The organism is Halanaerobaculum tunisiense, assembly GCF_054657635.1.
The window spans coordinates 45,610-72,081 of the sequence record NZ_BAAHYI010000004.1; the positions used below are offsets into that span (position 1 = coordinate 45,610).

Annotated in this window: 26 protein-coding genes, 1 pseudogene and 2 riboswitches; all 27 genes and pseudogenes read left to right on the forward strand. The window is 34.6% G+C overall.

Features of this window, described 5'->3' with window-relative positions:
- Window positions 1-135: 135 nt before the first annotated feature.
- On the forward strand, window positions 136-1,161 hold the full coding sequence (asrA, locus tag ACYQ3D_RS04760; RefSeq protein ID WP_459836774.1) for an anaerobic sulfite reductase subunit AsrA: 1,026 nt from the start codon (window positions 136-138) through the stop codon (window positions 1,159-1,161).
- A gap of 14 nt (window positions 1,162-1,175) precedes the next feature.
- Window positions 1,176-1,991, forward strand: a complete 816-nt coding sequence (asrB, locus tag ACYQ3D_RS04765) for an anaerobic sulfite reductase subunit AsrB (RefSeq protein ID WP_459836775.1) — start codon at window positions 1,176-1,178, stop codon at window positions 1,989-1,991.
- Between the two features lie 12 nt (window positions 1,992-2,003).
- On the forward strand, window positions 2,004-3,020 hold the full coding sequence (asrC, locus tag ACYQ3D_RS04770; protein WP_459836777.1) for a sulfite reductase subunit C: 1,017 nt from the start codon (window positions 2,004-2,006) through the stop codon (window positions 3,018-3,020).
- A 287-nt stretch (window positions 3,021-3,307) separates the two neighbouring features.
- Complete coding sequence (locus tag ACYQ3D_RS04775) at window positions 3,308-3,907, forward strand: YeiH family protein (protein ID WP_459836779.1); 600 nt, start codon at window positions 3,308-3,310, stop codon at window positions 3,905-3,907.
- 469 nt (window positions 3,908-4,376) lie between these two features.
- Window positions 4,377-5,555, forward strand: a complete 1,179-nt coding sequence (locus ACYQ3D_RS04780; RefSeq protein WP_459836780.1) for an iron-containing alcohol dehydrogenase — start codon at window positions 4,377-4,379, stop codon at window positions 5,553-5,555.
- 93 nt (window positions 5,556-5,648) lie between these two features.
- Window positions 5,649-5,767, forward strand: a riboswitch (molybdenum cofactor riboswitch).
- A 13-nt stretch (window positions 5,768-5,780) separates the two neighbouring features.
- Window positions 5,781-7,514, forward strand: a complete 1,734-nt coding sequence (locus ACYQ3D_RS04785; RefSeq protein ID WP_459836781.1) for an aldehyde ferredoxin oxidoreductase family protein — start codon at window positions 5,781-5,783, stop codon at window positions 7,512-7,514.
- A gap of 24 nt (window positions 7,515-7,538) precedes the next feature.
- A complete protein-coding gene (locus ACYQ3D_RS04790; protein ID WP_459836782.1) occupies window positions 7,539-7,808 on the forward strand; it encodes a MoaD/ThiS family protein in 270 nt (89 codons plus the stop codon).
- A 2-nt stretch (window positions 7,809-7,810) separates the two neighbouring features.
- Window positions 7,811-8,479: a HesA/MoeB/ThiF family protein gene (locus ACYQ3D_RS04795; protein WP_459836784.1), complete on the forward strand. Its 669-nt coding sequence runs from the start codon at window positions 7,811-7,813 to the stop codon at window positions 8,477-8,479.
- A gap of 14 nt (window positions 8,480-8,493) precedes the next feature.
- Window positions 8,494-8,609, forward strand: a riboswitch (molybdenum cofactor riboswitch).
- A 107-nt stretch (window positions 8,610-8,716) separates the two neighbouring features.
- Window positions 8,717-9,727 (forward strand): tungstate ABC transporter substrate-binding protein WtpA, encoded by a 1,011-nt coding sequence (gene wtpA, locus ACYQ3D_RS04800; RefSeq protein WP_459836785.1) that lies wholly within the window; start codon window positions 8,717-8,719, stop codon window positions 9,725-9,727.
- A 113-nt stretch (window positions 9,728-9,840) separates the two neighbouring features.
- A complete protein-coding gene (locus ACYQ3D_RS04805) occupies window positions 9,841-10,617 on the forward strand; it encodes an ABC transporter permease (protein WP_459836787.1) in 777 nt (258 codons plus the stop codon).
- Between the two features lie 2 nt (window positions 10,618-10,619).
- Window positions 10,620-11,663, forward strand: a complete 1,044-nt coding sequence (wtpC, locus tag ACYQ3D_RS04810) for a tungstate ABC transporter ATP-binding protein WtpC (protein WP_459836788.1) — start codon at window positions 10,620-10,622, stop codon at window positions 11,661-11,663.
- A gap of 10 nt (window positions 11,664-11,673) precedes the next feature.
- Complete coding sequence (locus ACYQ3D_RS04815; protein ID WP_459836790.1) at window positions 11,674-12,912, forward strand: molybdopterin molybdotransferase MoeA; 1,239 nt, start codon at window positions 11,674-11,676, stop codon at window positions 12,910-12,912.
- Window positions 12,913-12,927: 15 nt separating this feature from the next.
- Complete coding sequence (locus ACYQ3D_RS04820; protein ID WP_459836791.1) at window positions 12,928-14,829, forward strand: molybdopterin biosynthesis protein; 1,902 nt, start codon at window positions 12,928-12,930, stop codon at window positions 14,827-14,829.
- Entirely contained in the window at window positions 14,822-15,796 is a 975-nt protein-coding gene (gene moaA, locus ACYQ3D_RS04825) for a GTP 3',8-cyclase MoaA (protein WP_459836792.1), read from the forward strand. The genes ACYQ3D_RS04820 and moaA overlap by 8 nt, the downstream gene beginning before the upstream one ends.
- A gap of 2 nt (window positions 15,797-15,798) precedes the next feature.
- Entirely contained in the window at window positions 15,799-16,698 is a 900-nt protein-coding gene (moaC, locus tag ACYQ3D_RS04830; RefSeq protein ID WP_459836793.1) for a cyclic pyranopterin monophosphate synthase MoaC, read from the forward strand.
- A gap of 35 nt (window positions 16,699-16,733) precedes the next feature.
- Entirely contained in the window at window positions 16,734-17,207 is a 474-nt protein-coding gene (locus ACYQ3D_RS04835) for an MOSC domain-containing protein (RefSeq protein WP_459836795.1), read from the forward strand.
- Window positions 17,200-17,691, forward strand: coding sequence for a MogA/MoaB family molybdenum cofactor biosynthesis protein (locus tag ACYQ3D_RS04840; RefSeq protein ID WP_459836796.1), 492 nt, complete (start codon window positions 17,200-17,202; stop codon window positions 17,689-17,691). Before ACYQ3D_RS04835 ends, ACYQ3D_RS04840 begins: the two co-directional genes overlap by 8 nt.
- 20 nt (window positions 17,692-17,711) lie before the next feature.
- Entirely contained in the window at window positions 17,712-18,206 is a 495-nt protein-coding gene (gene mobB / locus ACYQ3D_RS04845) for a molybdopterin-guanine dinucleotide biosynthesis protein B (RefSeq protein WP_459836999.1), read from the forward strand.
- 5 nt (window positions 18,207-18,211) lie between these two features.
- Entirely contained in the window at window positions 18,212-18,523 is a 312-nt protein-coding gene (locus ACYQ3D_RS04850) for a MoaD/ThiS family protein (protein WP_459836798.1), read from the forward strand.
- A gap of 125 nt (window positions 18,524-18,648) precedes the next feature.
- A pseudogene (locus tag ACYQ3D_RS04855) lies at window positions 18,649-18,812 on the forward strand (asparagine--tRNA ligase); the annotation flags it as partial.
- 149 nt (window positions 18,813-18,961) lie between these two features.
- Window positions 18,962-21,523 carry an ATP-dependent chaperone ClpB gene (gene clpB / locus ACYQ3D_RS04860; RefSeq protein WP_459836800.1) on the forward strand — a complete coding sequence of 854 codons (2,562 nt, stop codon included), beginning with the start codon at window positions 18,962-18,964 and terminating at the stop codon, window positions 21,521-21,523.
- A gap of 65 nt (window positions 21,524-21,588) precedes the next feature.
- Entirely contained in the window at window positions 21,589-21,900 is a 312-nt protein-coding gene (locus ACYQ3D_RS04865; RefSeq protein WP_459836801.1) for a hypothetical protein, read from the forward strand.
- A gap of 145 nt (window positions 21,901-22,045) precedes the next feature.
- On the forward strand, window positions 22,046-22,243 hold the full coding sequence (locus ACYQ3D_RS04870) for a M48 family metalloprotease (RefSeq protein WP_459837001.1): 198 nt from the start codon (window positions 22,046-22,048) through the stop codon (window positions 22,241-22,243).
- Between the two features lie 230 nt (window positions 22,244-22,473).
- Window positions 22,474-23,445, forward strand: coding sequence for a sulfurtransferase (locus tag ACYQ3D_RS04875; protein WP_459836802.1), 972 nt, complete (start codon window positions 22,474-22,476; stop codon window positions 23,443-23,445).
- Window positions 23,446-23,612: 167 nt separating this feature from the next.
- A complete protein-coding gene (locus tag ACYQ3D_RS04880) occupies window positions 23,613-24,494 on the forward strand; it encodes a nucleoside hydrolase (RefSeq protein ID WP_459836803.1) in 882 nt (293 codons plus the stop codon).
- Between the two features lie 21 nt (window positions 24,495-24,515).
- Complete coding sequence (locus ACYQ3D_RS04885; RefSeq protein ID WP_459836804.1) at window positions 24,516-25,796, forward strand: PucR family transcriptional regulator; 1,281 nt, start codon at window positions 24,516-24,518, stop codon at window positions 25,794-25,796.
- A gap of 4 nt (window positions 25,797-25,800) precedes the next feature.
- A complete protein-coding gene (locus ACYQ3D_RS04890) occupies window positions 25,801-26,454 on the forward strand; it encodes a YeeE/YedE thiosulfate transporter family protein (protein WP_459836805.1) in 654 nt (217 codons plus the stop codon).
- Window positions 26,455-26,472: the final 18 nt, after the last annotated feature.

Consider the following 26,472-nt stretch of genomic DNA (forward strand, 5'->3'; position numbering starts at 1 on the left):
TATCATGCATAACCTATAGCTTATATGACTTATAAATAATTATTATTTTACATAGCAGTAATTAAATAGTAAAATCGAACTAGAAAGAGAACAAATTACAAACCAAAATAATTTTAGTTTTTAAGGAGGGAGAATATGAGTTACTCCGTAGCAAAGGAAAAGATGGATGATATCTTAACAGAACTACAAAGAGAGTACAAAGTATATGCTCCAGTACTCTTTGCAGGGCAAGGTCGGTATTCTGATACTGATGTGGTCCGCTATGCGGAGATTGATTCAATTGAAGATGTAGTTTTTACTGAAAAGTCTGATGTTTCACCTAAAGAAATAATTCATCCAATTACCCAAAGATTATTGCACTTTACAGAGTATGAGTATAAAGAAACTGAGGTGTATGATAAGGATATTTTAGTTTTTGCTCGCCCATGTGATATTAATGGGATTGAAAGATTAGATACTATTTTCTTGGAGAATGGGGAGGTTGAAGATAAGTATTATAAGCGCCTGAGAGAGAAAGTAAAGTTTGTAATGATGGAATGTAGAGAAGATTGGGATAGCTGTTTTTGTGTTTCGATGGATGCTAATCAAACAGATAATTATAGTTTAGCTATTAGATCTAATAAAGATCAGTTGGCAGTTGAAGTTAAAGATGATGAGTTTGAAGAATTATTTTCTCCCCAAGAAGAAATTGAATTTACTCCTCAATTTCCTACCTCTAATCAAACTACAGTAGATATTCCAGATATTAATCAAGAAATCTTACCAGAAGTTCATAATTTAGATATGTGGGCTGAATATGATGAACGATGTGAAAGTTGTGGTGCTTGTACTTCAGCTTGCATAACTTGTAGTTGTTTTACTACTTCAGATGTTAGTTATACTGAAAATGGAAAAGCTGGAGAAAGAAGAAGAGTCTGGGCTAGTTGTTTACATGAAGACTTTACAGAGATGGCTGGTGGTCATAGTTTGAGAGATACTCCGGGCCAAAGAATGAGATTTAGGGTCTTGCATAAGATTTATGATTATCAAGCTAGATTTGGTGACGGACATATGTGTGTTGGTTGTGGCCGTTGTACTGACAGATGTAATGAACTTATTTCTTTCTCAACAATGATTAACTGGCTAAGTGCTAAAGTAGATAAACTTAATAATGAGGCTTAAGGGGGTTAAATGAAATGTGTGATGAGTGTAAATGTATAGCTGAAAATGAGTTAAAACCTAAACCTTGTCCAATATTAGATATTGAGCAGGAAACTAATATGGAGTATAAATTTAGAGTTGCAACAGATATGACAGCTCAGCCTGGTCAGTTTTTTCAAATTTCGTTACCTAAAGTTGGAGAAGCTCCTATTTCTGTCAGTGGAATTGGAGATGATTGGCTAGAGTTTACTATTAGAAAGGTTGGTAAAGTTACTGGGGAAGTTTTTGGCTTGCAGACTGATGATAATTTATTTATTCGGGGACCATATGGAAATTCATTTCCGGTAGATGAGTTTGCAGATCAAGATTTAGTTATAATAGCTGGCGGAACTGGTGTGTGTGCTGTTAAGAGTTTACTACAGCATGCTTATGATAATTATGAACAATTGAATTCGGTCCACTTCTTAACTGGATTTAAAAATACAGAATGTATTTTATATAGTGCTGATTTAGAGAAATATGAGGAAAAATTTGATAATACAATTTATTCTTTAGATGAAGAAGAGGCTGCAGGATTTGAAACTGGTTTTGTAACTGAGTATATTGAGCAGGTGCCATTTGCTAGTTTAGATGATTATCAGGTAGTTATTGTTGGCCCGCAAGTGATGATGGATGCTGCTGCTGCAGAATGTTTAGAACAGGGAGTTTCTGAGGAGAAAATTTGGTTATCCCTGGAAAGAAATATGTCCTGTGGTGTAGGTAAATGTGGTCATTGTAAGATAGGGGATACTTATGTTTGTGTGGATGGTCCAGTATTTAACTATACTACAGCAAAAGATTTAATAGATTAGGAGGGGGAAGTTATGAAGCAAGATATTAATGTAGGAGAGTTAACATCTAATTGTTTTCGCCAATCTAAAGTAGATGGAGAATGTATGTTACAACTACGAGTTCCTGGGGCTGTGGTTGATGCTCAATATTTATCTGATGTACAGCATATAGCTCAAACTTGGGGTAATGGAGATTTTCATATTGGAACCCGACAGACTTTTTCTATTCCTGGAATTAAGTATGAAAATATAGATGAAGTTAATGAATACTTAAAAAATTATATTGAGGGGGTAGAAGTAGAGACCTGTGGTGTAGATATGGAAGTTGATGACAGTGGTTTCCCGAATCTAGGTGCTCGTAATATTATGGCTTGTATAGGAAATCGCCACTGTGTTAAAGCGAATGTAGATACGACTGAGCTAGCTAGAAAATTGGAACGCAAGATTTATCCGAGTCCCTACCATATTAAAATTGGTGTAGCTGGTTGTCCTAACGATTGTGCTAAGGGTCACTTTAATGATTTTGGGATTATTGGTCTTGTTAAAGCAGAATATAATTACGATCGTTGTATCGGCTGTGGAAAGTGTGTTGAAGCTTGTGAAGATCATGCAACAGCAGTTTTAGAGAAGGAACAAGGAAAAATTGTTAAAGATGAATGTTGTTGTGTTGGTTGTGGTGAATGTGTTGTTGCTTGCCCAACTGGTGCTTGGGAGAGAAACCCAAAAGATTTTTATCGAGTAACAATTGGTGGTCGAGCTGGTAAGCAGTATCCTCGAATGGGTAAAATGTTCTTAGACTGGGTGACAGAAGATGTGGTACTTGGTATTATTGATAATTGGGAAGATTTCTCAGCTGAAGTACTTAATTATAAACCAATTTATCTGCATGGCGGACATTTAATTGATATGGCTGGCTTTTATCAGTTTAAAGAAAAGATTTTAGATGGAGTTGAGTTAAATCCAGAAGCTGAAGTAGCTGACCATATTTATTGGGACGAAACTGAGTATAGAGCTAATATTCATGTTACAGCTGAAGGTGAGAGTGAGTAAATATTTAGAGAGGGCTGGGAACTGTGAAGTTTGAGGAAATAGGTGTTAGTACAGATTGGATAGCAGTAATTTTAGCCTTGTCTTTAGGTTTATTAGTTAAGTTAGGTTTGATAGCAAATATATCTTGGTAAAAGGAGGGCTAATATGTCAACTGAAAAAGAAACAGACGAGTCAATAATTGAAGTGGAAAATAAGTCAATTTTAGGGACGATTTTTGAAAAGATTCCAGGGATTGATACCTATGATTATGGTTAAAGTTAGGAATTGTTGTATTAGGGGCTAGACTTGTGTTACAGAATGTATTAAAAATAGGTGGTATAGAAATAGTACTAGTTGTTTTAGAGATAGCGTTTTCTTTAGTTTTAATTGAATTTTTAGCTAACCAGTTTGGAGTTAGTGATAAATTAGGAAGTTTACTGGCTATGGGGACAGGTATTTGTGGTGTTTCAGTTATTATTGGTGCTACAGGGGCTGTTGATGCAGATGAAGAAGAATCTGGCTTAGCAATTGCAACAATTTTGATTTTTAGTGCAGTGACAGTCTTTTTGTATCCTATTATTGGAGAAATAGTCCAGATGTCTGATCAGATTTTTGGATTTTGGTCAGGTTTAGCTGTTGATAATACTGCTGAAACTTTAGCAACTGGTTTTGCTTATTCTGATCAAGCTGGTCAATATGCTACTGTAATTAAGTTATCTAGAAATGCTTTAATGGGAGTTATTGTGTTACTATACTTAATTTATTATGCTAGAAAGGGAATGGCTAGTGAAGTTGATAATAAAGCAAAGTTTGTTTGGAAAAAGTTCCCTAAACTTTTAATAGGCTTTTTATTGGAACTATTAAAAATATCTATAAATAGATTTTTATGTTATCTTTTGCTGGAGTAGGGTTTAGAACTGACTTTGTTAAGATGAGAAAAATAGGATTGAAATCATTCTTTGTTGGATTTGGAGGAGAAGTTTTAGTCAGTATTGCTACAATAGTGACTTTGTATGCTATTTATTAAATAAACTTCTCCCCCTGTTTAGAGATATAGGCACAGGTTATCAGGGCTGATAATCTGTGCCTAATTTAATTGTAATCATAAAAATTTGCTATTATAAATTATTTTTTAATTAATATGTTTGGATAAATCAGCCAAATGACTTGACAAAGAAAATATGAATTGGTACAATATTACTAATCAGTAATAATCTAAATTACAATAAATATTATAATATAATTTAAAAATTATAAAATTTTAAATTTTTTAAAAATTCATTAACTTTTTAGGATTACATATAAGGCTATATATTTTTATAAGTGCTTTTCATCCCTAAACACCTAAAAATATTAAAAAACTCAAGGAGGGGTCTGATGGAACAACAATATTATGATTATATGTTGCCAACTGTGAATTTTATGGGGCCAGGCTGTGTAGAAGTAGTTGGAGAAAGATGTGATATTTTAGGAGCAGAAAAAGTTTTAATAGTCACTGATAGTTTCTTGAAAAGTATGGAAGATGGACCAGTAGACCAAGTGCTTGGTTATCTTGAAGAAGCAGGAGTAGGATATGCTATTTATGACGGTGTAGAGGCTAATCCTAAAGATAGAAATGTTTATGAAGGATTAGAAATTTATGAAGAAAGAGACTGTGACATGATCGTTACAGTAGGTGGAGGTAGTTCTCATGATTGTGGTAAGGGAATTGGAGTAGCTGCTACTCATGATGGAGATCTTTATGAAGATTATGCTGGGATCGAATTATTAGAAAATGAAACTCCTCCAATGGTATGTGTTAATACTACTGCTGGAACTGCTAGTGAGGTTACTCGTCATGCAGTGATTACTGATACTTCTCAAGATCCGCATGTTAAGTTTGTTATGGTAAGCTGGAGAAATACGCCAGATGTTTCTATTAACGATCCAGAGTTAATGGTAGCTAAACCACCTGCATTAACTGCAGCTACTGGTATGGATGCATTAACTCATGCTTTAGAAACATATGTTTCTACAGGAGCTAATCCTCTAACTGATGCTGCTGCTTTAGAATCAATGAAACTTGTAGCTGATAACTTACGTAACGCTGTATATAATGGGGAAGATATTGAAGCACGTGAGAATATGGCTAATGCATCAGTATTAGCAGGATATGCTTTTAATAATGGAGGATTAGGTTATGTTCATGCTATGGCTCATCAATTAGGTGGTTTTTATGATATGCCTCACGGAATAGCAAATGCTATCTTACTTCCATATGTTGAGAAGTTTAATCTTGGTGCTAAGTTAGAACGTTTTGCAGATATAGCTGAGATCTTTGGAGTACAAACTGAGGATCTGTCTACTAGAGAAGCTGCAGAAGCAGCTCTAGAGGCTATTAAGCAACTTTCTGAAGACATTGGTATTCCAACTAGCCTAAGCGATTCAGAATTTGATGTCAAGGAAGAAGATTTTAAAGCAATGGCCAAATACGCTTTAGAAGATGGTAATGCAGGAACTAACCCAAGAAAAGGAGATGCAGAGGCTGTAGCTGGTCTCTTTGAAGATGCTTATTAAAATAGGATGATATGTAGCAAATATTATTTTTAAGATTTAAATAGAATATAGCTCTCAGTTTAAACTGAGAGCTATATTCTATTATACATTTATGTTTGTTTTTACTTCCGAGTATTTCTTTCTAAGGAAAATTTCTATGGGGAAATACCAATGGGTTTTTAAAGAAATTTAAAAGCCTCCCGTGATTGGAAAGGAGCATTAAATAAAATCAAGGGGGTATTAGTGATGGATAGAAAGATTTATAGAGTTAATATGACTAAAGGCACAGTTACTACTGAAGATGTAAAAGAAGAATATGTGGTTTCAGGAGGTCGAGCAATTACTTCACAGATCATTGCTGATGAGGTTGATCCAAATTGTCATGCATTAGGACCTAACAATAAATTAGTAATGGCTCCTGGAATATTAACTGGTACATTGGCTCCATGTTCTGGTCGGATTTCAGTTGGTACTAAAAGTCCTCTTACTGGTGGTATTAAGGAATCCAATTCTGGTGGAACAGCTTCTCAAAAGCTGGCTAAATTAGGGATTAAGGCACTTATTCTTGAAGGTCAACCTCAAGATGATAAGCTATATCAATTAAAGATAAATAAAAGTGGGATTAAAATTGAAGATGCATCTGATTTAGCAGGTAAAGGGAATTATGAAATAGATGAGTTAATGCAAGATAAATTTGGAGATGATGCTTGTGTAGTTTCTATTGGACCTGGTGGAGAAAACAAATTAAAGGTTGCTTCTATTGCAATAACAGATCCTGATGGTCATCCTACTCGTCATTGTGGACGTGGCGGCACTGGAGCAGTAATGGGATCTAAAGGAATTAAAACAATTATTATTGATGATGAAGGTGCTACGGGAGTTTCTATAGAAGATGAAGAAAGATTTAAAGAAGCATCTAAGAGGTTTGCTGAAATCATTTTAGATCATCCAACTTGTGGTGAAGGATTACCTGCACTTGGAACAGCTTCTTTAGTTAACGTTATAAATGAAGCGGGTGCTTTTCCAACTAGAAACTTTACAGAGGGTCGTTTTGAAGATGTAGACAAGATTAGTGGTGAAACATTAGCCGAAATAATTGAAGAACGTGGTGGTAAAACAACTCACAACTGTCATTCTAGTTGTATTATAAGATGTTCTAATGTATATCATGATGAGGAAGGTAATTATAAGACTGGTGGCTTTGAGTACGAAACAATTTGGGCTTTTGGGGCTAATTGTGAAATTAATGATTATGATGCTATAGCTGAAATGGATCGGTTGTGTGATGATATTGGGATTGATACTATCGATATAGGTTGTGCTATTGGTGTTGCTATGGAAGCAGGTGTCATTGAGTTTGGTGATACTGAAGGTGCGATTGATCTTGTAGAACAAATAAGAGAAGGTACTGGTCTTGGTAGAATTATTGGTAATGGTGCAGCATTTACTGGTGAAGCTTTTGGTGTTACTCGTGTGCCAACAGTTAAGAAACAGTCTATGCCTGCTTATGATCCACGTGCTATCAAGGGGATAGGTGTTACTTATGCAACAACTACTATGGGAGCAGACCATACAGCTGGTTATTCTGTAACAAATAATGCTCTTGGTATTGGGGGAGATATCGATCCACTTGGTCATGAGGGCCAAATTGATACATCTCGTGAACTTCAAATAGCTACTACTGCAGTAGATAGTACTGGATTATGTACTTTCGTATCATTTGCATATTTAGATGAGCCTGAAGCATTAGATAAGATAATGGAAATGATTAGTGCTCAGTATGGTGAAGAGCTTGATTCAGATGATTATATGGAATTAGGAAAAAATATTCTTAAAGTTGAAAGAGAGTTCAATAAGGAAGCTGGACTTACTGAGGCTGATGACCGATTACCTAAATTTATGCAGAAAGAAGAATTGCCACCTCACAATGAAACTTTTGATATTCCTGATGAAGATCTTGATGAAGTTCATAATTATTAAATAATTAGTAAGTAGGTGGATTATATGAAGGTAGAAGTGAAACTATTTTCTGGTTTGCAAGATAAATGCAAAGTGGAAGAAATACCAGGGATTGATATAGAGGGCGAATTAAAAGAGGCGGTAATTGATATAGAAGAAGGTAGTACTCTTGATAATTTAATTGACCGTTTAGGATTAAAGGATATTCCTTTAATTATCATGATTAACGGTAAAAAAACAAGAAAAGATGAGGAAAATATATTATTGGAAGAAAGAGACCGAATTGGAATCTTCCCTCCGGTTGGAGGAGGTTAAAATTGGACTTCTTGCAAAGACAGAGATTAATGTTTACAGAAGAGGAACTTACTGATATTACTAACATAACTGTCTTAATAGCTGGAGTTGGAGGGTTAGGTACTCACCAAGCCTTAGAACTACAGCGAATTGGAGTTGGGAAGATTTATTTAGTAGATTCTGATAAAATTGAACCTTCAAATTTGAACCGTCAAGTTCTCTATGGAAAGGAAGATATAGAAGAGCTTAAAGCAGTTAAAGCTAAAGAAGTTCTAGATAATTTTAAGTTAGAGACAAAAACTGTAGCTATTACAGAAAGAATTGATGAAGAAACTGAAATTCCTTCAGATGTTGATTTGATTCTTGATGCTTTAGATAATTTTAAAAGCAGGTATAAATTAGAGAAATTAGCAAATGAATATAAAATTCCTTTAGTTCATGGTGGGGTTAGTTCCTGGTATGGTCAAATAACAACAATTATACCTGGTAAAACTCTTACATTAAAAGAAATTTTTGAACAAGAGCAAAAATCAGATGAGGAAATTCCAGTTTTTTCTCCAGCAGTTTCTGTTATTGCCTCTTTACAGGTTATTGAGGGAGTTAAAGTTGTTTTAAATAAGAAAGATACACTAAAAAATAAGTTATTAATGATTGATCTAAGGGATTATTCTTTTAATGAAATTGAGCTATAAGATACAATTTAATATTTATTATTTGTCTTCGAGCTGACCTTGCCTATATCTAGGTGAGTTAGCCGTTAGGGGTTAAATGGAAAAGTATTTAACCCTCCCGTGCTTGGAAAGAAGACAGAAATTAAGGGCCAACAAATTAGACAGAATGCCTGGTTTCTGTCTAATTTGTTGGCTTTTTACATATACACCATTATTTAATATAGTAACATTTATAAAATAATAAGGATGGTGAAATTTATGAGAAAAAGAAAAGTAATAATTACACTTGTAATTGTGTTGGCATTGGCTTTTGTAGTTCAGCCCCAAGTTGGAAATGCTTGGTGGATTTTTGGGGATGACGAAGAAACTGGAAAAGCTAGTGAAGTATCAGGAGAAGTAGTTATTTTCCATGCTGGTTCATTATCTATTCCTTTTAAACAAGCAGAGAAAGCTTTTGAAAAGGAATATCCAGCTGTTGATGTAAAAAGAGAAGCAGCCGGTAGTAGAGACACTGTTCGTAAGGTTACTGATTTAGGAAGAAGAGCTGATATAGTTGCTTCTGCAGATTATACAGTAATTGAAGAGTTAATGGTGCCTGAATTTACTAAGTGGAGAGCTAATTTTGTTACTAACGAAATGGCTATTATGTATACTAAGCATTCCAAATATGGTGATAAGATTAATGAGGATAACTGGTATAAGATTCTTTTAAAAGATGATGTAGAGTATGGTCATTCTAATCCTGATGTTGACCCTTGTGGTTATCGGAGCCAATTAGTGTGGAAGTTAGCTGAAAAACATTATGATGAAGCTAATTTATATGAAAGATTAGATAGTGGTTGTCCACAGGAAAATGTTAGAGCAAAAGAAACAGACTTAATTTCACTTTTAGAAGCAGGAGAATTAGATTATCTATTTATTTATCGTTCGGTAGCTGAACAACATGGGCTTCCTTTTACAACTTTACCAGAAAAAATTAATTTAAAGACAAACCAATATGCAGATTTTTATAAAACAGTTAGTTATGAAGTTAGTGGTAAAAAACCAGGTGAAACAATTACGAAAGTTGGACTACCTATGGTTTATGGGGTAACAATTCCTAATAATGCTCCTAATCGTGAAGCAGCAAATGCTTTTATGGAATTCTTATTAGGAGAAAAAGGACAAAAGATTATGAAGGAAAATGGTCAACCTTCTATAGCTCCAGCTAAAGTTAATGATATTGATAAAGTGCCGGAACAATTAAAAGATCTAACAGTAGAAAAATAGAAATACCAAAATTAAAACCATAAGAGATGGCTAAAAGGTCATATTTATTTTCTATTTATAATTATTTTCTTTTTTATATAGCAGAAATAATTAAATTTAAAGGAGATTGGAATATGCGTCGTTCACTATTTAATTTAGTATTAAGTAGTTTATCTTTATTATTATTATTATTTATTTTAGCTCCCTTGATAAAATTAACTACTGGTTCTAGTGTTGAATTGGTATTATCTACTTTACAGGAGAAGGAAGTCTACCAATCTATTTTGTTAACTTTTCGTGCTTCTTTAACTGCTACTGTAATCACTTTATTATTGGGAGTACCGTTAGCTTATTTATTGGCTCGGGTTAATTTTCCTGGTCGATCATTAATTGAGGGGATAATTAATTTACCAGTTATTATTCCACATACTGCTGCTGGAATTGCTTTGCTTACAGTTTTTGGGAATCGATTTATTGGTGGTAAGTTATTTGGTTTTTTAGGAATAGAATTTGTAGGAAAGTTTGCTGGGATTGTAGTTGCGATGATGTTTGTTAGTTTGCCTTTTTTAGTTAATGAAGTTAAAGAAGGATTTAGAGCAATTGATGTTAGACTAGAAAAAGTAGCTAGAACGTTAGGAGCTACTCCGGCTCAAGTTTTTTTTAAGGTAGCTTTACCATTGAATTTAAATCATATTGTTTCTGGTTCAATGATGATGTGGGCTCGGGGATTATCCGAGTTTGGTGCAGTAATGATTTTAGCTTATCATCCGAGAACTGCACCAGTTTTAATTTATGAGCGGTTTACCTCTTATGGACTTAAGTATTCTAGGCCAGTTGCTATAGTAATGGTACTGACTACCTTAGTTGTGTTTATCTGCTTGAGATTGTTACAAAGTAGAGGAGCGAAGTAAAGATGATTAGATTAGAAAATATAAGTTGTGATTTAGGGGATTTTAAATTAAAGGATACTAATTTAGAGATTAATGAAGAAGACTATTTTGTTATTTTAGGGCCAACAGGGACAGGTAAATCTATACTTTTAGAATTAATTGCCGGTTTGCAGATACCTGATAAAGGAGATATTTGGTTTGGAGGAGAAAAAGTAACGAATTTACCACCAGAAGAAAGAAAAATTGGTATGGTTTATCAAAATTATATGTTATTTCCTCATTTAAATGTTAGAGAAAATATTTTGTTTGGTTTAGAAGTTAGAAATAAAATTGATCAGAAACAAAGATTAACCGAGATTGTATCTTTGTTAGGAATTGATCAGTTGTTATATCGGGATCCTGCTACTTTAAGTGGTGGGGAAAAACAGCGAGTAGCTTTAGCTCGAGCCTTAATTATTTCTCCCCAGATTTTACTGTTAGATGAACCATTAAGTGCTCTTGATCCAAGGACAACTGAAAAACTGCAACAGGATTTAGCTAAAATTCATGCTAAATTAGGAACTACTACTCTACATGTTACCCATAATTTTGATGAAGCTTTGGTTTTAGCAGATAGAATTGGGATTATGAAGCAAGGGGAAATTGTACAGGAGGGCGAACCCAAAAAAATATTTCGGCAGCCTAAATCTAATTTTGTAGCTGAGTTTGTAGCTAGTAAAAATATTTTTCAGGGCCAACTTTTAAAAGAAGGTACTGATAAGTTAGTTAAGCTAACCGATGATCTTCACTTAGTAGTAACTACGGATAAAAGAAGTGGCCAGGTTAACTTGATAATTCGTCCTGAAGATATTATCTTATCTCAGAAGCAATTTCCTTCTAGTGCTCGAAATAATTATCAGGCGCAGGTAACTAATATTCAACAACGATTATCATTAGTAGAGGTTAAAGTTAATATCGGTATAGAATTAACTATTTATCTGACTTATCATTCCTTAGAAGAAATGGAATTAGAAGTAGGTAGTGAAGTATATGTTACCTTTAAAGCATCAGCAGTATATGTGTATTAGGAGGGATTAAATGGCTGAATTATTTGATTTAATGACAATTGATGAAGCATTGCAGGTAGCAGAAGATAAATTAGAAACTAGTTTACCGACTGAGACAGTTAAAATTACTGAGGCTGATGATCGGGTATTGGCTCAGGAGATAGTTAGTAAGGTTAATGTACCTCCATTTTCTCGTTCGACTATGGATGGTTATGCGGTTAAGGCTGAAGATACTTTTGGGGCAACGGAAACTTTACCGGTTTATTTAGAGGTAATAGATAGAGTAGGGATGGGAGAAGAAGCAACCCAAAAAATTGACTCCGGGCAAGCTGTAGAAGTTGCTACTGGTGGGATGTTACCTCCTGGAGCAGATGCAGTGGTAATGGTTGAATATACTGAAGTTGTAGATGAAAATGAGATAGAGGTAACTACTTCAGTAGGAGTAGGAGAAAATATAGTAGTTGCAGGAGAAGATATTAGTCAGGGAGAAAATTTACTTTCTTTAGGACACCAGTTAAGACCTCAAGATATAGGTGCTTTAGCCGGAATTGGAGTTACTGAAGTTGAAGTTTATACTAAGCCTCAGGTGACGGTTTTTTCTACTGGGGATGAACTTATTACTCCTAGGCAGAAGCCGATTCAAGGTCAAATTAGAGATATAAATTCTTATTCGATTGGAGGATTGGTTAAGCAGGTAGGAGCAGTTGTAGACTATGGCGGGATTATTCCGGATGATAAAGAGCAGTTAAACAAGCAATTACAGGATAAAGTTGCTACTAGTGATTTGATTATTTTATCTGGTGGGAGTTCAGTAGGGGTTAAGGATCTAACAATTGAAGTTTTAAATGAATTGGGTGATCCCGGAGTAGTTATTCATGGAGTAGCAATTAAGCCAGGAAAGCCAACAATTATAGCATTTGTAGATGATACATTAATAGTTGGTTTGCCAGGGCATCCTACTTCAGCGATGGTAGTATTTGAGATTGTAGTAAAGCCCATTATTCAAAAATTAGTTGGTTTTAAGAAAGCACTACCTTTAAAAAGTCAAGTGACTGCTAAATTAACTCGAAATGTAGCCTCTAATAAAGGTAGAACAGAATATTTGCGAGTGAAGTTAGTAGATGAGGAAGCAGAGCAATTATTAGCCAAACCAATGTTAGGGAAATCAAGTTTGATTACTACTATGGTGGAAGCAGATGGATTAATTAAGGTAGATTTAGGATCAGAAGGTATTAAGGCAGGAACTGAAGTTGAAGTTTTATTGTTTTAGTAAGGAGGGGTTTAAGTGAGCAGAAATATTTATTTAGATAATGTATCAGTTGAAGAAGCATTGACTAAGTGGCATGATAAGTTAGAAATTGACCCCAAAAAAGAAACAGTTGATATTAGGGCCGCCCGACAGAGAATAATTGCTGAACCGGTTTATGCTAACCATTCTGCTCCCCATTATCATGCTTCAGCTATGGATGGAATAGCTGTTAAAGCGGAAGAAACAGCAGGTGCTTCTGAAACTAATCCGATAAAATTAGATCAAGGAAGTAATTATCAATTTGTTGATACGGGAGATCCCATACCAGAACAATTTAATGCTGTAATTATGATTGAGGAAGTTAACCAGCTTGATGAAGAAATGGTAGAAATAGAATCTTCAGCTACTCCTTGGCAGCATGTACGTAATATTGGGGAAAGTTTAGTTAAAGGGGAGTTGATTTTACCTGTTGGTAAGCAAGTTGGCTCGTATGAGATTGGATTAGTATTAGAAGGGGGAATAACTGAAGTTACAGTTTATGCTCAACCTGAGGTAAAAGTAATTCCGACAGGAAGTGAACTTCGTCCTCCAGGAACTTCACTAAAAGCAGGAGAAATAACTGAATATAATTCTCAGGTTGTTGGTAATTTAGTAGAGCAGTGGGACGGTGAGGCTAATTTAAATTCTATTGTTAGCGATGATTATGACCAGATTAAAGAAAAAGTTAAACAAGGAGTTAAAGAGCACGATTTAGTAGTAGTTACTGCTGGTTCTTCAGCTGGGCAAGAAGATTATACTAGTCAGGTAATAGCTGAATTAGGAACAGTAGTAGTCCATGGTGTTAGTATGAAGCCAGGAGGGCCAGTTATTTTAGGAGTAATTGATAATACGCCAGTAATTGGTTTGCCTGGTTATCCAGTAGCAGCAGCTTTAACTACTCGGTTATTTGTGAAGCCTTTAATTTATCAGATGGCTGGTCAAGAAGCACCTGTTGCTAAAAAGAGGGTTGTCAAGTTAGGTACTAAGTTGGTTTCAAAATTGGGAGTGAGAGAATATGTCCGGGTTAAGTTAACTAGTTTAGGTCAGGAAGTAATTGCTACCTCTTTACCGAGAGCTTCAGGAGTAATTGGTTCTTTAGTAGAAGCAGATGGTTTAGTAACTATTTCTGAATTTAGTGAAGGTTTACAGCGTGGTGAAGAAGTAGAAGTAGAATTATTAACTGATCAAGTTAAACCTGAAACTAATTTATTAATTAGTGGAAGCAATGATTTGACTTTAGATTTAGTTACTAATCAGTTAGCTAAAGAGGGAATTGAAGTATTAACTAAATCAACTGGTAGTTTGGGCGGGCTAACTGCTTTAAAGCGTCAGGAGTGTCATTTAGCTGGAACTCATTTATTAGATCCAGAAACAGGAAATTATAATCATTCTTATTTAGAAAAGTATCTTCCAAATCGAGAAGTAAAATTAGTTAATTTAGCTTATCGAAAACAAGGATTAATGGTTAAAGCGGGAAATCCTAAAAATATAACTGAACTTAGTGATTTGGTTCGGGATGATGTATTATTTATTAACCGTCAGCGAGGTTCAGGGACTAGGGTATTGCTCGATTATAAATTAAATGAAATAGGAATTGATTCTAAACAGATTACAGGATATGATCGAATAGAATATACTCATCTTACATTAGCTAGTGAGATAGCTAATGAAGGAGCAGATGTAGGGTTAGGAGTATTAGCTGCTGCTCAGGCTTTTGATTTAGAGTTTATTCCGCTAGTTACCGAAAGATATGATTTGGCTATTCCAGTTGAGTATTGGGAAGATTCTCGAATTAAAAAGTTACTGGCAACAATTCGCAGTCAAGAATTTAAACAGCAGGTAACCGAGTTACCAGGTTATGAAATTTCAGCTACGGGGAAGGTGATAGAAAATGACTAAATTTATTGATGATTATGGTCGATTAATAGATTATTTAAGAATTTCAATAACTGATAGATGTAATTTACGTTGTCATTATTGTATGCCTCCCCAAGGAGTAGAGTTTGTAGATCATAATCAAATTTTAAGTTATGAGCAGATATTAAAAATAGTTAATGCAGGAGCTGAGTTAGGAATAAAAAAAATCAGGTTAACTGGTGGAGAGCCTTTGGTTAGAAAAGGTGTTGTTGATTTAGTTAAGATGTTAAATGAGATCTCAGGAATTGAAGAGATAGCTTTAACAACTAATGGTATTTTGTTACCTAAGTATGGAAAAGATTTAGCAAAGGCTGGTTTAGAGCGAGTAAATATTAGTTTGGATACTTTACAAGCAGATAAATTTAAAGAAATTACTTGTTTTAATAAATATCAACAGGTTTTATCAGGTATAAAGACAGCTTTAAAAGTAGGATTAGATCCAGTTAAGATTAATGTAGTAGTAATGAAAGGAATTAACGATGATGAAGTGCTTGATTTTGTTAATTTGACCCGGAAGTATCCTGTTCATGTTAGGTTTATTGAGTTTATGCCATCTGGTGATAAGAAAACTGAGCAGGAAAAGCGATATTTAGGAATTGGTAAATTGAAGAAATTAATAAAAAAAGAAGAAAGATTATTACCTACTCAGTTTGATAAGGGAAATGGGCCAGCTTATTATTATCAAGTAGAAGAAAGTTTAGGGACAATCGGCTTCATTAGCCCTATTAGTAACCATTTTTGTAGTGACTGTAATCGCTTAAGATTAACATCAACTGGTCAATTAAGACCTTGTTTATGTAGTGAAGAAGAGATTAATTTAAAAGGAAAAGTTGGAAGCAAGCAAGAATTACAACAGCAATTTATTAAAGCGGTTAAGAAAAAACCAGAAGATCATTCATTAAATAATAAAAATAATTTTGCTAAAAATATGTCACAGATAGGAGGATAAAAATGGATCAACTAAGTCATTTTGATGATCAAGGGAGATCAAGAATGGTTGATGTTAGTGACAAAAAAGATACGAAACGAGTAGCAATTGCTAAGGGAGAAGTCAAAGTTAGTTCGCAAACATTACAAATGATTAAAGATGATGAAATGCAAAAAGGGGATGTATTAGAAGTAGCTAGGGTAGCAGGTATTATGGGAGTTAAAAAAACGCCAGATTTAATTCCAATGTGTCATCCCTTGTTAGTTAGTGGAATTGATGTAAAATTTAATATTATAGATTCCGAACAAATTATAGAGATTATTGCTATTACTAAGATAACTGGTAAGACGGGAGTGGAAATGGAGGCTTTAACTGCTGTATCAACTGCTGGATTGACTATTTATGACATGTGTAAAGCAGTGGATAAAAGTATAGAGATTGGAGAGATAAAATTATTGAAAAAGACTGGTGGGAAGAGTGGAACTTATCTAGCTGATGAATTAACTGGGATAGTAAAGGGAATTTATTCTGGTACTCAAAGAGGTAAAGCTAAAGAAGAAGTGGATTCAGTAGTTATCAAAAAAGATTATGGTTTGGAAGGAGATATCCATGCTCGAGAAGATAAACATCAAGTCAGTCTTTTAGCTGCTGCTTCAGTGACTAAATATGCTGATCCAGAGTTAGAATTAGGTACTTTTGAGGCTAATATTATAACTGAAGGAGTGGAATTACCTAAATTAAAGATTGGGACTAAATTAAAGTTAGGAGATGAGATTATTTTAGAGATAGATCAGATTGGTAAAGATGATCAAAGAGTAGAAGATCATTATTTAGCTATGTACCGAGAAGGTATCTTTGCTAGTGTCTTAGCAGGGGGCAAATTAAAAACTGGCGATAGATTAGAAGTATTATTAGAGGAATAGCTATTTTAGATTTGTAAAGAAAGGGGTGGCTAGTAGTGGAAACTAAGTTTAAACCAGATCAAAATTTAGTGGGAGAAATAATTGCTATCTGTCGTAGTGAAAATAAAGGAGAAGCTAAATCAGAGATAAATGAGGGTTATTTAAAAGAAAATTATGGTCTAGAAGGTGATGCTCATGCTGGAGATTGGCACCGCCAAATTAGTTTATTAAGTCAAGAAGATATTGAGATGATGAGGGAACAAGGATTAGAATTAGAAGTAGGAGCTTTTGGAGAAAATATAGTAACTAAGGGGTTGGAGTTATATGAATTACCAGTAGGCAGTAGATTACAGCTTGGGGACCAGATTCTATTAGAGGTTACTCAGATAGGAAAAGAGTGTCATGATCATTGTAATATTTATCATCAAGTTGGAGACTGTATTATGCCTAAGCGGGGTATTTTTGCTAAAGTGCTACAGGGTGGGAGACTACAAAGTGGAGTTCAAATTAAGGTGATTAGTGATGATTAAAGTTGGTATCTTAACTTTAAGTGATAGTGGGGCAGCAGGAGGGCGCGAGGATGAAAGTGGACCAGTAATTAAAGAGCTTGTAAGAGAAATTGATGGTCAAGTAGAGTATTATGAGGTGTTGCCTGATAATAAAGAGATGATTATAGGTGAGTTAAATGAGATGATAACAGAATTAGGTTTGAACTTGATTCTAACTACTGGAGGTACAGGATTGGCTCCTACAGATGTAACTCCTGATGCGACTAAAGAGGTGATTGAAAAAGAGGTGCCGGGGATAACAGAAACTATTAGAGCAGAGAGTTTAAAAAAGACTCGTAAAGCTATGTTATCTAGAGCAGTAGCAGGGACTAAAGAGGAGTCTTTAATTATCAATTTGCCGGGCAGTCCTAAAGCTGTAAAAGAGTGTTTAGAAGTAGTTTTAGAAGTTATTCCTCATGCAGTTGAGTTATTAAAAGATAAAGTGGAAGATTGTGCTAGGGAGTAGGTGATTAAAAATTGACAGCAATGCTTTCTATTGTTGGTTGGTCTAATTCAGGTAAGACTACTTTTATAACTAAATTAATTCCTAGACTAAAGAAAAAAGGTTATAAAGTGGGTACAATTAAACATAATGCCCATAAGTTTAAGATAGATAAGCCGGGGAAAGATAGCTGGCGGCATCGAGAAGCAGGGGCAGAAACAGTTATCTTATCTTCTCATGAAAAGGTAGCAGTAATTAAAGAAGTTAATAAAGAAGTTCCAGTAAAGGAGTTAGCTGATAAATATATAGACTCTAGTTTTGATTTGGTGATTGTAGAAGGTTTTAAGACTGGTGACTTACCTAAAATAGAGATCTTTAGACCAGATCTTTATGATGAATATGCTGTATCTAAAGATGAAGTTTTAAAGAGGATTATTAATTCTGAACAAGAAAAAACAGTAGATAATATATTTAATAATAAATTAGATGAGACGGTAGAATTGATTGAAAGAGAGGTTTTAGCAGCGGGCAAGGAGTGAGTAAAGTGAAAGAGAAAATATTAACTTCTAAAGCAGCGGGTACGGTAGAAGTAAGAGGTTTTGGCGATCTTAGAAAACTCTTTGATGAACGTGATTGGTCTCTGCCAATCTATTTTAAGTTAGATGGTGCAACTTCAGATCTTGAAGTAGCAAAAGAGCTGGAGTTGCCTATGGAAAAGATAGAATCTGTTATTATAAATGGTAAAGCTGATCCTTTTGGGAAAGGAGTTATCAAACCTGGTGATCGAGTAGCTTTTGTTCCTCCAGGAACGCCTGGCCCTTATAGAGCTATATTAGGTATGGTAGAAGGGGAGTAGGGTAGTCAAGTTTAAGAAAAAGCAACCCAAACTTGGGTTGCTTTTTTCAAGTGTGCTCTGTAAATTATAAAAATAGTAGATGAGAATTCTATCCATTTGTTATTTTAAAAGGATTAATTGGTACTGATTTTGGGCGGATCACATATACAGAGCTATTGAAATTTTAGAAGAAGCTGAGCAAGAATTTGAGTATCCAGTGGAGTGGGGAATTGACTTAAAGACTGAACATGAACGTTATTTAACAGAAGAATATTTTGCTAAGCCAATTATGGTGACTGACTATCCACAAAAGCAGTTGATTGTTTAGTGCTTGGAGTTGGGTTAGGATTTGAGCGAATTTTAATGAGTTTATAGGCGACCTGATATAGGTCGTCTTTTTACATTAATTTAAGTAATGAGAATGATTCAGTTTAATACAATATATAAAAGGAGGATAAGATGAAGCTGAATAATTTTACTAGAAAAGCTCAGGAAGGACTGCTGGAAGCTCAGTATTTAGCCGAGGATAAACACCACCAAGAGATATATCCAGCGCATCTGTTATTAGCTTTGCTAGCCGAGGAAGGTATTGTAAAAGCTATTTTAGAAAAGCTAGGAGTTGATAACACTGATTTGCAGACGGAATTAGAAGAGATAATTGCTAAGCTACCTCAAGTTTATAGTGCTGATTTTGAATTATATACTTCGCAAGCTTTAGGTAAGGTTTTACGTCAGGCCCGTAAAGAAAGTCAAGAGCTAGAGGATGAGTATATTTCTATAGAACATCTTTTGTTAGCAACTTTAACTGCTGAAGATAATAAGGTTAGTAATTTGTTGCAAGCAAAAGGGATTACTGTAGAAAAGATTACTGAAGTAATAGAAGAAATTAGAGGAGATGACAAAGTGATTAGCCAAGATGCAGAAAGTCAGTACCAAGCTTTGGAAAATTATACTGTAGATTTAACGGAACTAGCTAGAGAAGGTAACTTAGATCCAGTTATCGGTCGCCAAAAGAAGATTAGACGATTAATGCAGGTTTTATCTCGGCGGAAAAAGAATAATCCTGTCTTGATTGGGGAGCCTGGAGTAGGTAAAACCGCACTTGTAGAAGGCTTGGCCCAACGGATTATTAAGGGAGATATTCCCCAGGCTTTACAAGATAAGAAGATTATCTCTTTAGATATGGGCTCTTTAGTAGCCGGGACTAAATACCGGGGAGAATTTGAAGATCGGTTAAAATCGGTACTCAAGGAGATTAAACAAGCTCAAGGACAGATTATCCTCTTTATTGATGAGATGCATACTGTAGTAGGTGCTGGAGCAACAGAAGGCACTATGGATGCTGCTAACTTACTAAAACCTGCTTTAGCTAGAGGAGAACTCCATTGTGTAGGAGCTACTACTTTAGAAGAGTATAAACAATATATTGAAGCAGATGCTGCTTTGGAACGGAGATTGCAACCTATCCTAGTAGAGGAGCCAAGTGTAGCAGATACTATCTCTATCCTACGAGGATTAAAGGATAAGTACGAAATACACCATGGAGTAAGTATCCAGGATGTTGCTTTAGTATGTGCAGCTCAATTGTCAGATAGATATCTTACAGAGCGATTTTTACCGGACAAAGCAATTGATTTAGTTGATGAAGCAGCCTCCAAATTAAAGATTGAATTAGATTCGCAGCCTTTAGAACTAGAGGAGTTAACCAGAAAACGATGCAGATTAGAGATTGAAAAAGAAGCTCTAAAGAATGAAGAAGAGAAGACGGCTCAGGAGAGACTAGGAGAAATAAACAGGGAACTAGCAGATTTAGAAAAGGAAATTAAGCCTTTACAGGAGCAATGGCACCAGGAACAAGAAACTAGGCAGGAGATTCAGCAATTAAAAGAAGAGATTGAAGAAACAAAATTAGCAGCTGAAACAGCAGAACGAGAAGCAAATTATGAGCAGGCAGCTAGGTTAAAGCATGGTAAGTTACATCAATTACAGAAAGAACTGGAAGAAGCCCAGACGAAGGCAACAGAACCTGATTTATTACGAGAAAAAGTCACGGCTGAAGATATTGCTGAAGTGGTGGCTTCATGGACGGATATTCCAGTTACTAAAGTAATGGAGAGTGAAAAAGAAAAATTAGTTAATCTAGAAGAGGAGTTAGCCCAGCGAGTTGTAGGCCAAGAAGATGCTATTGAAGCAGTTAGTAATGCTATCCGTCGTTCTAGAACAGGTCTGCAGGATAGAGATCATCCGCTAGGTTCCTTCTTATTTATGGGGCCAACTGGAGTAGGCAAGACTGAATTAGCTAAGATATTGGCTCAAGCTTTATTTGATGATCAAGATGCCTTAGTTAGATTGGATATGTCAGAGTATATGGAACGCCATGCTGTAGCAAAATTGATTGGTTCTCCGCCTGGTTATGTAGGTTTTGAAGAAGGAGGACAGTTGACGGAACAGATTAGACGGAAGCCTTATTCGGTAATTTTACTGGATGAAATTGAAAAAGCTCATGCTGATGTGTTTAATATTTTACTCCAGATTTTAGAAGATGGTATTCTGACTGATAGTCAAGGTAAGGAAGTTAATTTTAGAAATACAGTAATTATTATGACTTCTAATATTGGTTCACAGTATATTCAAGATCTCACTGATGAAGCAGAAAAGAGAGACAAAGTTACTGAAGAAGTTAAAAAACACTTCCGCCCTGAATTCATTAACCGGATTGATGAACAGATTATCTTCCACTCTCTATCTAAAGAGGATTTAAATCAGATTATTGAGATTCAACTAGGTTATTTAAAAGAGAAGTTGGCCCGGCAGGATTTAGATATAGAATTAACTACTGCAGCTAGAGATGAAATTAGAGAGTTAGGTTATGATCCAACTTATGGTGCCCGTCCTTTACGCCGAGTGATCCAAAAGTATATTAAAGATGAGTTAGCAATGGAGTTATTAGAAGATAAAATTACTGCTGGAGACGAGATTACTGTTGATTATGATGGCGAGAAGTTTGTATTTAGAACATAATAGTTTTTTTATAAGATTACTTCAGCTGGATATAATACTTAATGTGATCTACTAGGAGGGATATAATGGATCAGCTAGGAGATGAGCCAGAAACCGTAGCAGATGATGAATATGATATTTTATCCCAAGTAAAAAATAGTGGTGCTGGTTATGTATTATTTAGAGAAGATGGGGAGTATAGAATAGCTAATTTAGATCAAGATGAAGTAGATAGGCCAGTAATTAAGAGAGAATCTGCTGCTGATTTGGTAAATTATCTCGATCACAGTGCCCAAAAACTAGCTGAACAAGGAAGAGAAAAATTTTGGACCGGAAGGACTTCTCATTACTTTATTGAAGAAGCTAGGAGAGAGTTACAAGGTGATATCAGAGATTAGAATTTAGTCCCGCCTCTTAGAGGCGGGGTTTTTATTTCCAATAGTCTTATTTCCCCTTTTTTTTAAATTAACTCCTTATCCTGAATCTCCTCTGCGAGATAGGCTGCTAGATCTTTTTGCTCAGGCAGATATTGAAGTAGCGGATATTTATGAGTTTAATCTTAGTTCGAAGGTTAATTCGGCTAATGCTGCAGTGATGGGAATGGGGCAGACAAGAAAGATTATTTTAGGTGATAATCTCCAGGAGAAATATAATAACTCGGAGATTGAAGCTGTTTTGGCTCATGAAATTGGTATCAAGATATTTTTAAGTTGTTGGCCCTGCAATTTAGCAGTCTATTAGTAGTTACTATTTTGATTAGTATTATCTGGAGTCCGTTGCTTAGTTGGTTAGGATATACTAAGATGTATACTATTAATTTAAAGTCTTTTGTGGTTAGACTACAAATCACACCTTAAAAATTAGTTTGTGATAATAATTACAAAAAGTAATAGAAAAGATATCATTAATTATAAGAGGGTTGTAATTTATTTTGTGAAAAATAGATCAGTAACTTAAAGGGGGAATTAATAATGAAAAGGAGATTGATGGCAACAGTAGGTATTTTTATTTTGTTAGGAGGACTTATGTTAGTAGCTGGATGTAGTAGTAGTCAACAAGCAACTAGTAATCAAGATTATGTACCTATTTCTGAACGAGGATATGCTCATCCTGAATCTTTAATTAGCGCTAAGAAGTTAAAAGATGTTAAAGACCAAGAAAATGTAGTAGTTTTTGATTTTAGAAGTAAAACTAAGTATCATACAGGACATATTCCAGGAGCAGTCCAGATTTATCGTAGTGATGAAGAAAATTCTGATCATAAGTTTGGAGGGATGAGAGCTACTCCTGAGCAGATGGAAGAGATGTTACAGACTAAAGGGGTTAATAATGGTGATACCATTGTTATTTATGATGATCGAGGCGATTATGATGGAGCAAGAATGTGGTGGATTTTAACAATGTATGGTTATGATAAAGTTAAATTGTTAGATGGGGGAATTGTTCGTTGGAAAGCATTAGATTATGATACAAATCTTACTGGACCTGATGTTAAGCAGGGTAACTTTGAATTTGATAAAGCTAAAATTAATAAAGAAAAATGGTTAGCTAAGGTAGAAGATGTAAAGCAGGCTATTGATGAGCAAGAGACTCTTATTTTAGATACTCGTACCCGAGAAGAATATACTGGTGAAAAGACATATACTGACCGGGCAGGAAGAATTCCAGGAGCTACTTGGATTGAATGGAAGGAAGCTGTTAATGGTGGCAAGTCTAAAGGGCCACGTACTTTTAAGACGGCTCAAGAATTAAAAGAAATATATCAAGCTAAAGGTGTAACGGATAGTAAGGAAATTATTCCTTATTGTCAGTCAGCAGTTAGGTCTTCTCACTCTACTTTTGTTTTAACGCAGTTATTAGGTTATGATGAGGTAAGAAATTATGATGAGTCATGGATTGGTTGGAGTGCTAGAAAAGAATTACCAATTGAAAAAGGAGAATAAAGGTTGATAGTCAATTATAGCAAAGAGGGATATTATATCCCTCTTTGCTATATTTATACTAGGAAGGGTAGTTATGACTACTAAGAAATTAATACTGATATTATTGATTTAAATGAAAAGATAAGTGAAGTAATTACTGATTTATAGACAATCTAGGAGGTTTGAGGATGACCCACAAAATATTATTTGATTGTGATAATACTATGGGGTTGCAAGAAAAAGATGTAGATGATGGATTAGCTTTTTTTTATTTATTAGGTAGAGATGATATTCAACTGGAAGGAATAACTAGTGTATTTGGAAATGGTTCTTTAGAGCAGGTAAAGAAAGCGACTACCCAATTATTAAAAGAGTTAGCTATTAATGAGCTACCTTTTTATTCTGGAGCTGAGGATAAAAATGATTTAAATACTGCTGCGGCTCAGTTTTTAGTGGAGCAAGCGCAGGAATTAGCTGGTGAAATTACTTTGTTGGCTACTGGTCCGTTGACTAATCTCAAGGCAGCTTATCAGTTAGATAATGATTTCTTTACTTATTTTAAAGAAATTATAGTTATGGGTGGAATAACTGAGGAATTAAGTTTTAATGGTCAAGTGATAGATGAGTTAAACTTTTCTTGTGACCCAGAAGCTACTAAATTAGTTTTAGAGGCAGGGGTTCCTGTTACTGTAGCTTCAGGTAACCTTTGTTTAGATGCTTTCTTCGGGCCAACTGAATGGGAGAGGCTAACTACAGAAGAAAGTTCGCGATATCAATATCTAGCTGATTACATTACAGATTGGTATCAATTTGGAGAAGAATTAATTGGTAAGCCCGGATTTTATATGTGGGATGTAGTAGCTGCTTTATATATCACTAATCCCAAACTGTATACTTCACAATATTATACTCTCCAATCTACTACAGAAGATTTAACCACTGGCCAACTTGTATTAGATAAAACTAAGCAAGCAAAAAAGGATAAGCAAGGAGTGATTAGTATTCCAGCTGGAATAAAGGATGGAAGCAAATTTAAAGATTTAATCTTTACAGCTTGGGATAACTTTTAATTAGTAAAGGAGTTTCTAACCATGGATACTAAGCGACTTTTTTCCTTACAGAATAAATACCAAAAGATATTATTGAATAATGGTGGACTCAGAACTTTATGTAATACTTTACGAGAAGAAATTAATAATCAAATTTTTATTCTGGATAAGTATCAAGAAAATATTATTTATATTGATCGTAAATTACGTGAGAATAATGTAGAATTTTATTCTTATTTAAATAATCGTAAGTCTGTAACTATAGAGATAATTTTTAATGAATTTGAGATTTATATGGAACGAATAGTTTATAGTTGGCAGCAAGAGGAAGTTACTGAAGTACAAATTAAATTAAAAAATGAAGATAAAGTGTTAGGAATCCTATCTATCCTAGAAGAAGATAAGTTAGGTGAAGATGATTTGTTAGTTATTGTTCAAGCAGTTTATGCTCTATCATTGAAATTGCACCAGAATGATTTGATCCAGAATTTAGCCCAAAAATGTAGTAATGAGTTGATTGATGATTTATTACAAGGGAAAATTAGTAGTAAAGAGGAGTTGGTTAAACGAGGCGAACTAGCTGGTTGGGACTTAACTGTTTCCTATCAGCTATTTATTTTGCGATTTGAGTCAGAGAATAAAGAGCAGTTTGTTAATAATGAACGAACTTTATATAACTATGAATTAGAAGAAAGAATAATTCGTAGTTTACATCGCATTATTCGAGCTAATCTATCCACTAAATATATTATCTTTTCTTATGATAGTGATATTTTATTATTAGTCCACTATGAAGAGGCAAAAGCAAAGATAAAAGGTGATATTCAGCAAATTTATCAGAAATTACAAGCTCAATTTGATAATATAAAATTTTCTGTTGGGGCGGGAGGTTTTGTTACTGATTGTTACCAAATCCCTCGTAGCTACCAGCAAGGGTTATATACTTTAGATTTTCTAGCTTCTACTAAGCAATCAACTGCGGTATTCTTTTATAAAGATTTAGGGGTCTTACGTCTATTATGGCAGATAGATAATTTATATTTAAAGCAATTTACTACAGAATATTTAGCTGAATTAATTAAATATGATCAGCAAAATAATACCAATTGGGTAGAAACCTTAGGTATTTTTTTACAAGAAGGGGGAGCTATTCAACAGGCTGCTGAAAGATTACATATTCATCCTAATACTGTGCGGTATCGGATTAAAAGAATGGAAGAGATGATTGATTTGGATTTACATGATTTTGAGAACCAACTTAATTTAGCTATTGCTTATAAAATTAATAAGTTTATTGGTCCTAACCAAGACAAAGGAGACTGATAATATGGCTCAGATAGCTTATAAATTAAATAGAAATGTTAAGTGGCAGCGAAAATTAGGATTTTTGTTAATTATTGTTGTTTTAGTTAGTAGTTATTTTATTTACAACTTATTGTCTCCTGATCTTGCTTATGCTTTGTATTTTGGTTTACTAATAGGATTTGTTTTACAGCGGTCTCGAATTTGTTTTACGGCTGCTTTACGTGATCCTTTATTATTTGGCATGACTGAGCTAACGCGAGCTATAATATTGTCTTTAATAATTACTAGTCTTGGCTATGCTGGAGTGCAGTATTATCAGTTGAGTCAAGGATTGGAGTTATCGGGAAAGTTTATTTCTTTGGGGTTGCATATTCCGGTTGGTGCTTTTATTTTTGGTATAGGAGCAGCTATTAGTGGAGGTTGTGCTTCTGGTACTTTGGTTCGATTGGGAGAAGGATTTCAATTACAATGGTCTGTATTACTAGGTTTTATTATTGGATCAACTCATGGAGCTTATGATGGAGCAGTCTGGTATCAATTATTTAGTGGTTATCAAGTAACTCATCTGCCCTCTTTAATTGGTTGGAAAGCAGGGGTTGTAGTCCAATTATTATTATTAGGATTATTATATTTAATTGCTTATTGGTGGGAACAATATAAGTTTCCGGCAGAATGATTGGCTAAGTTAGGGAGG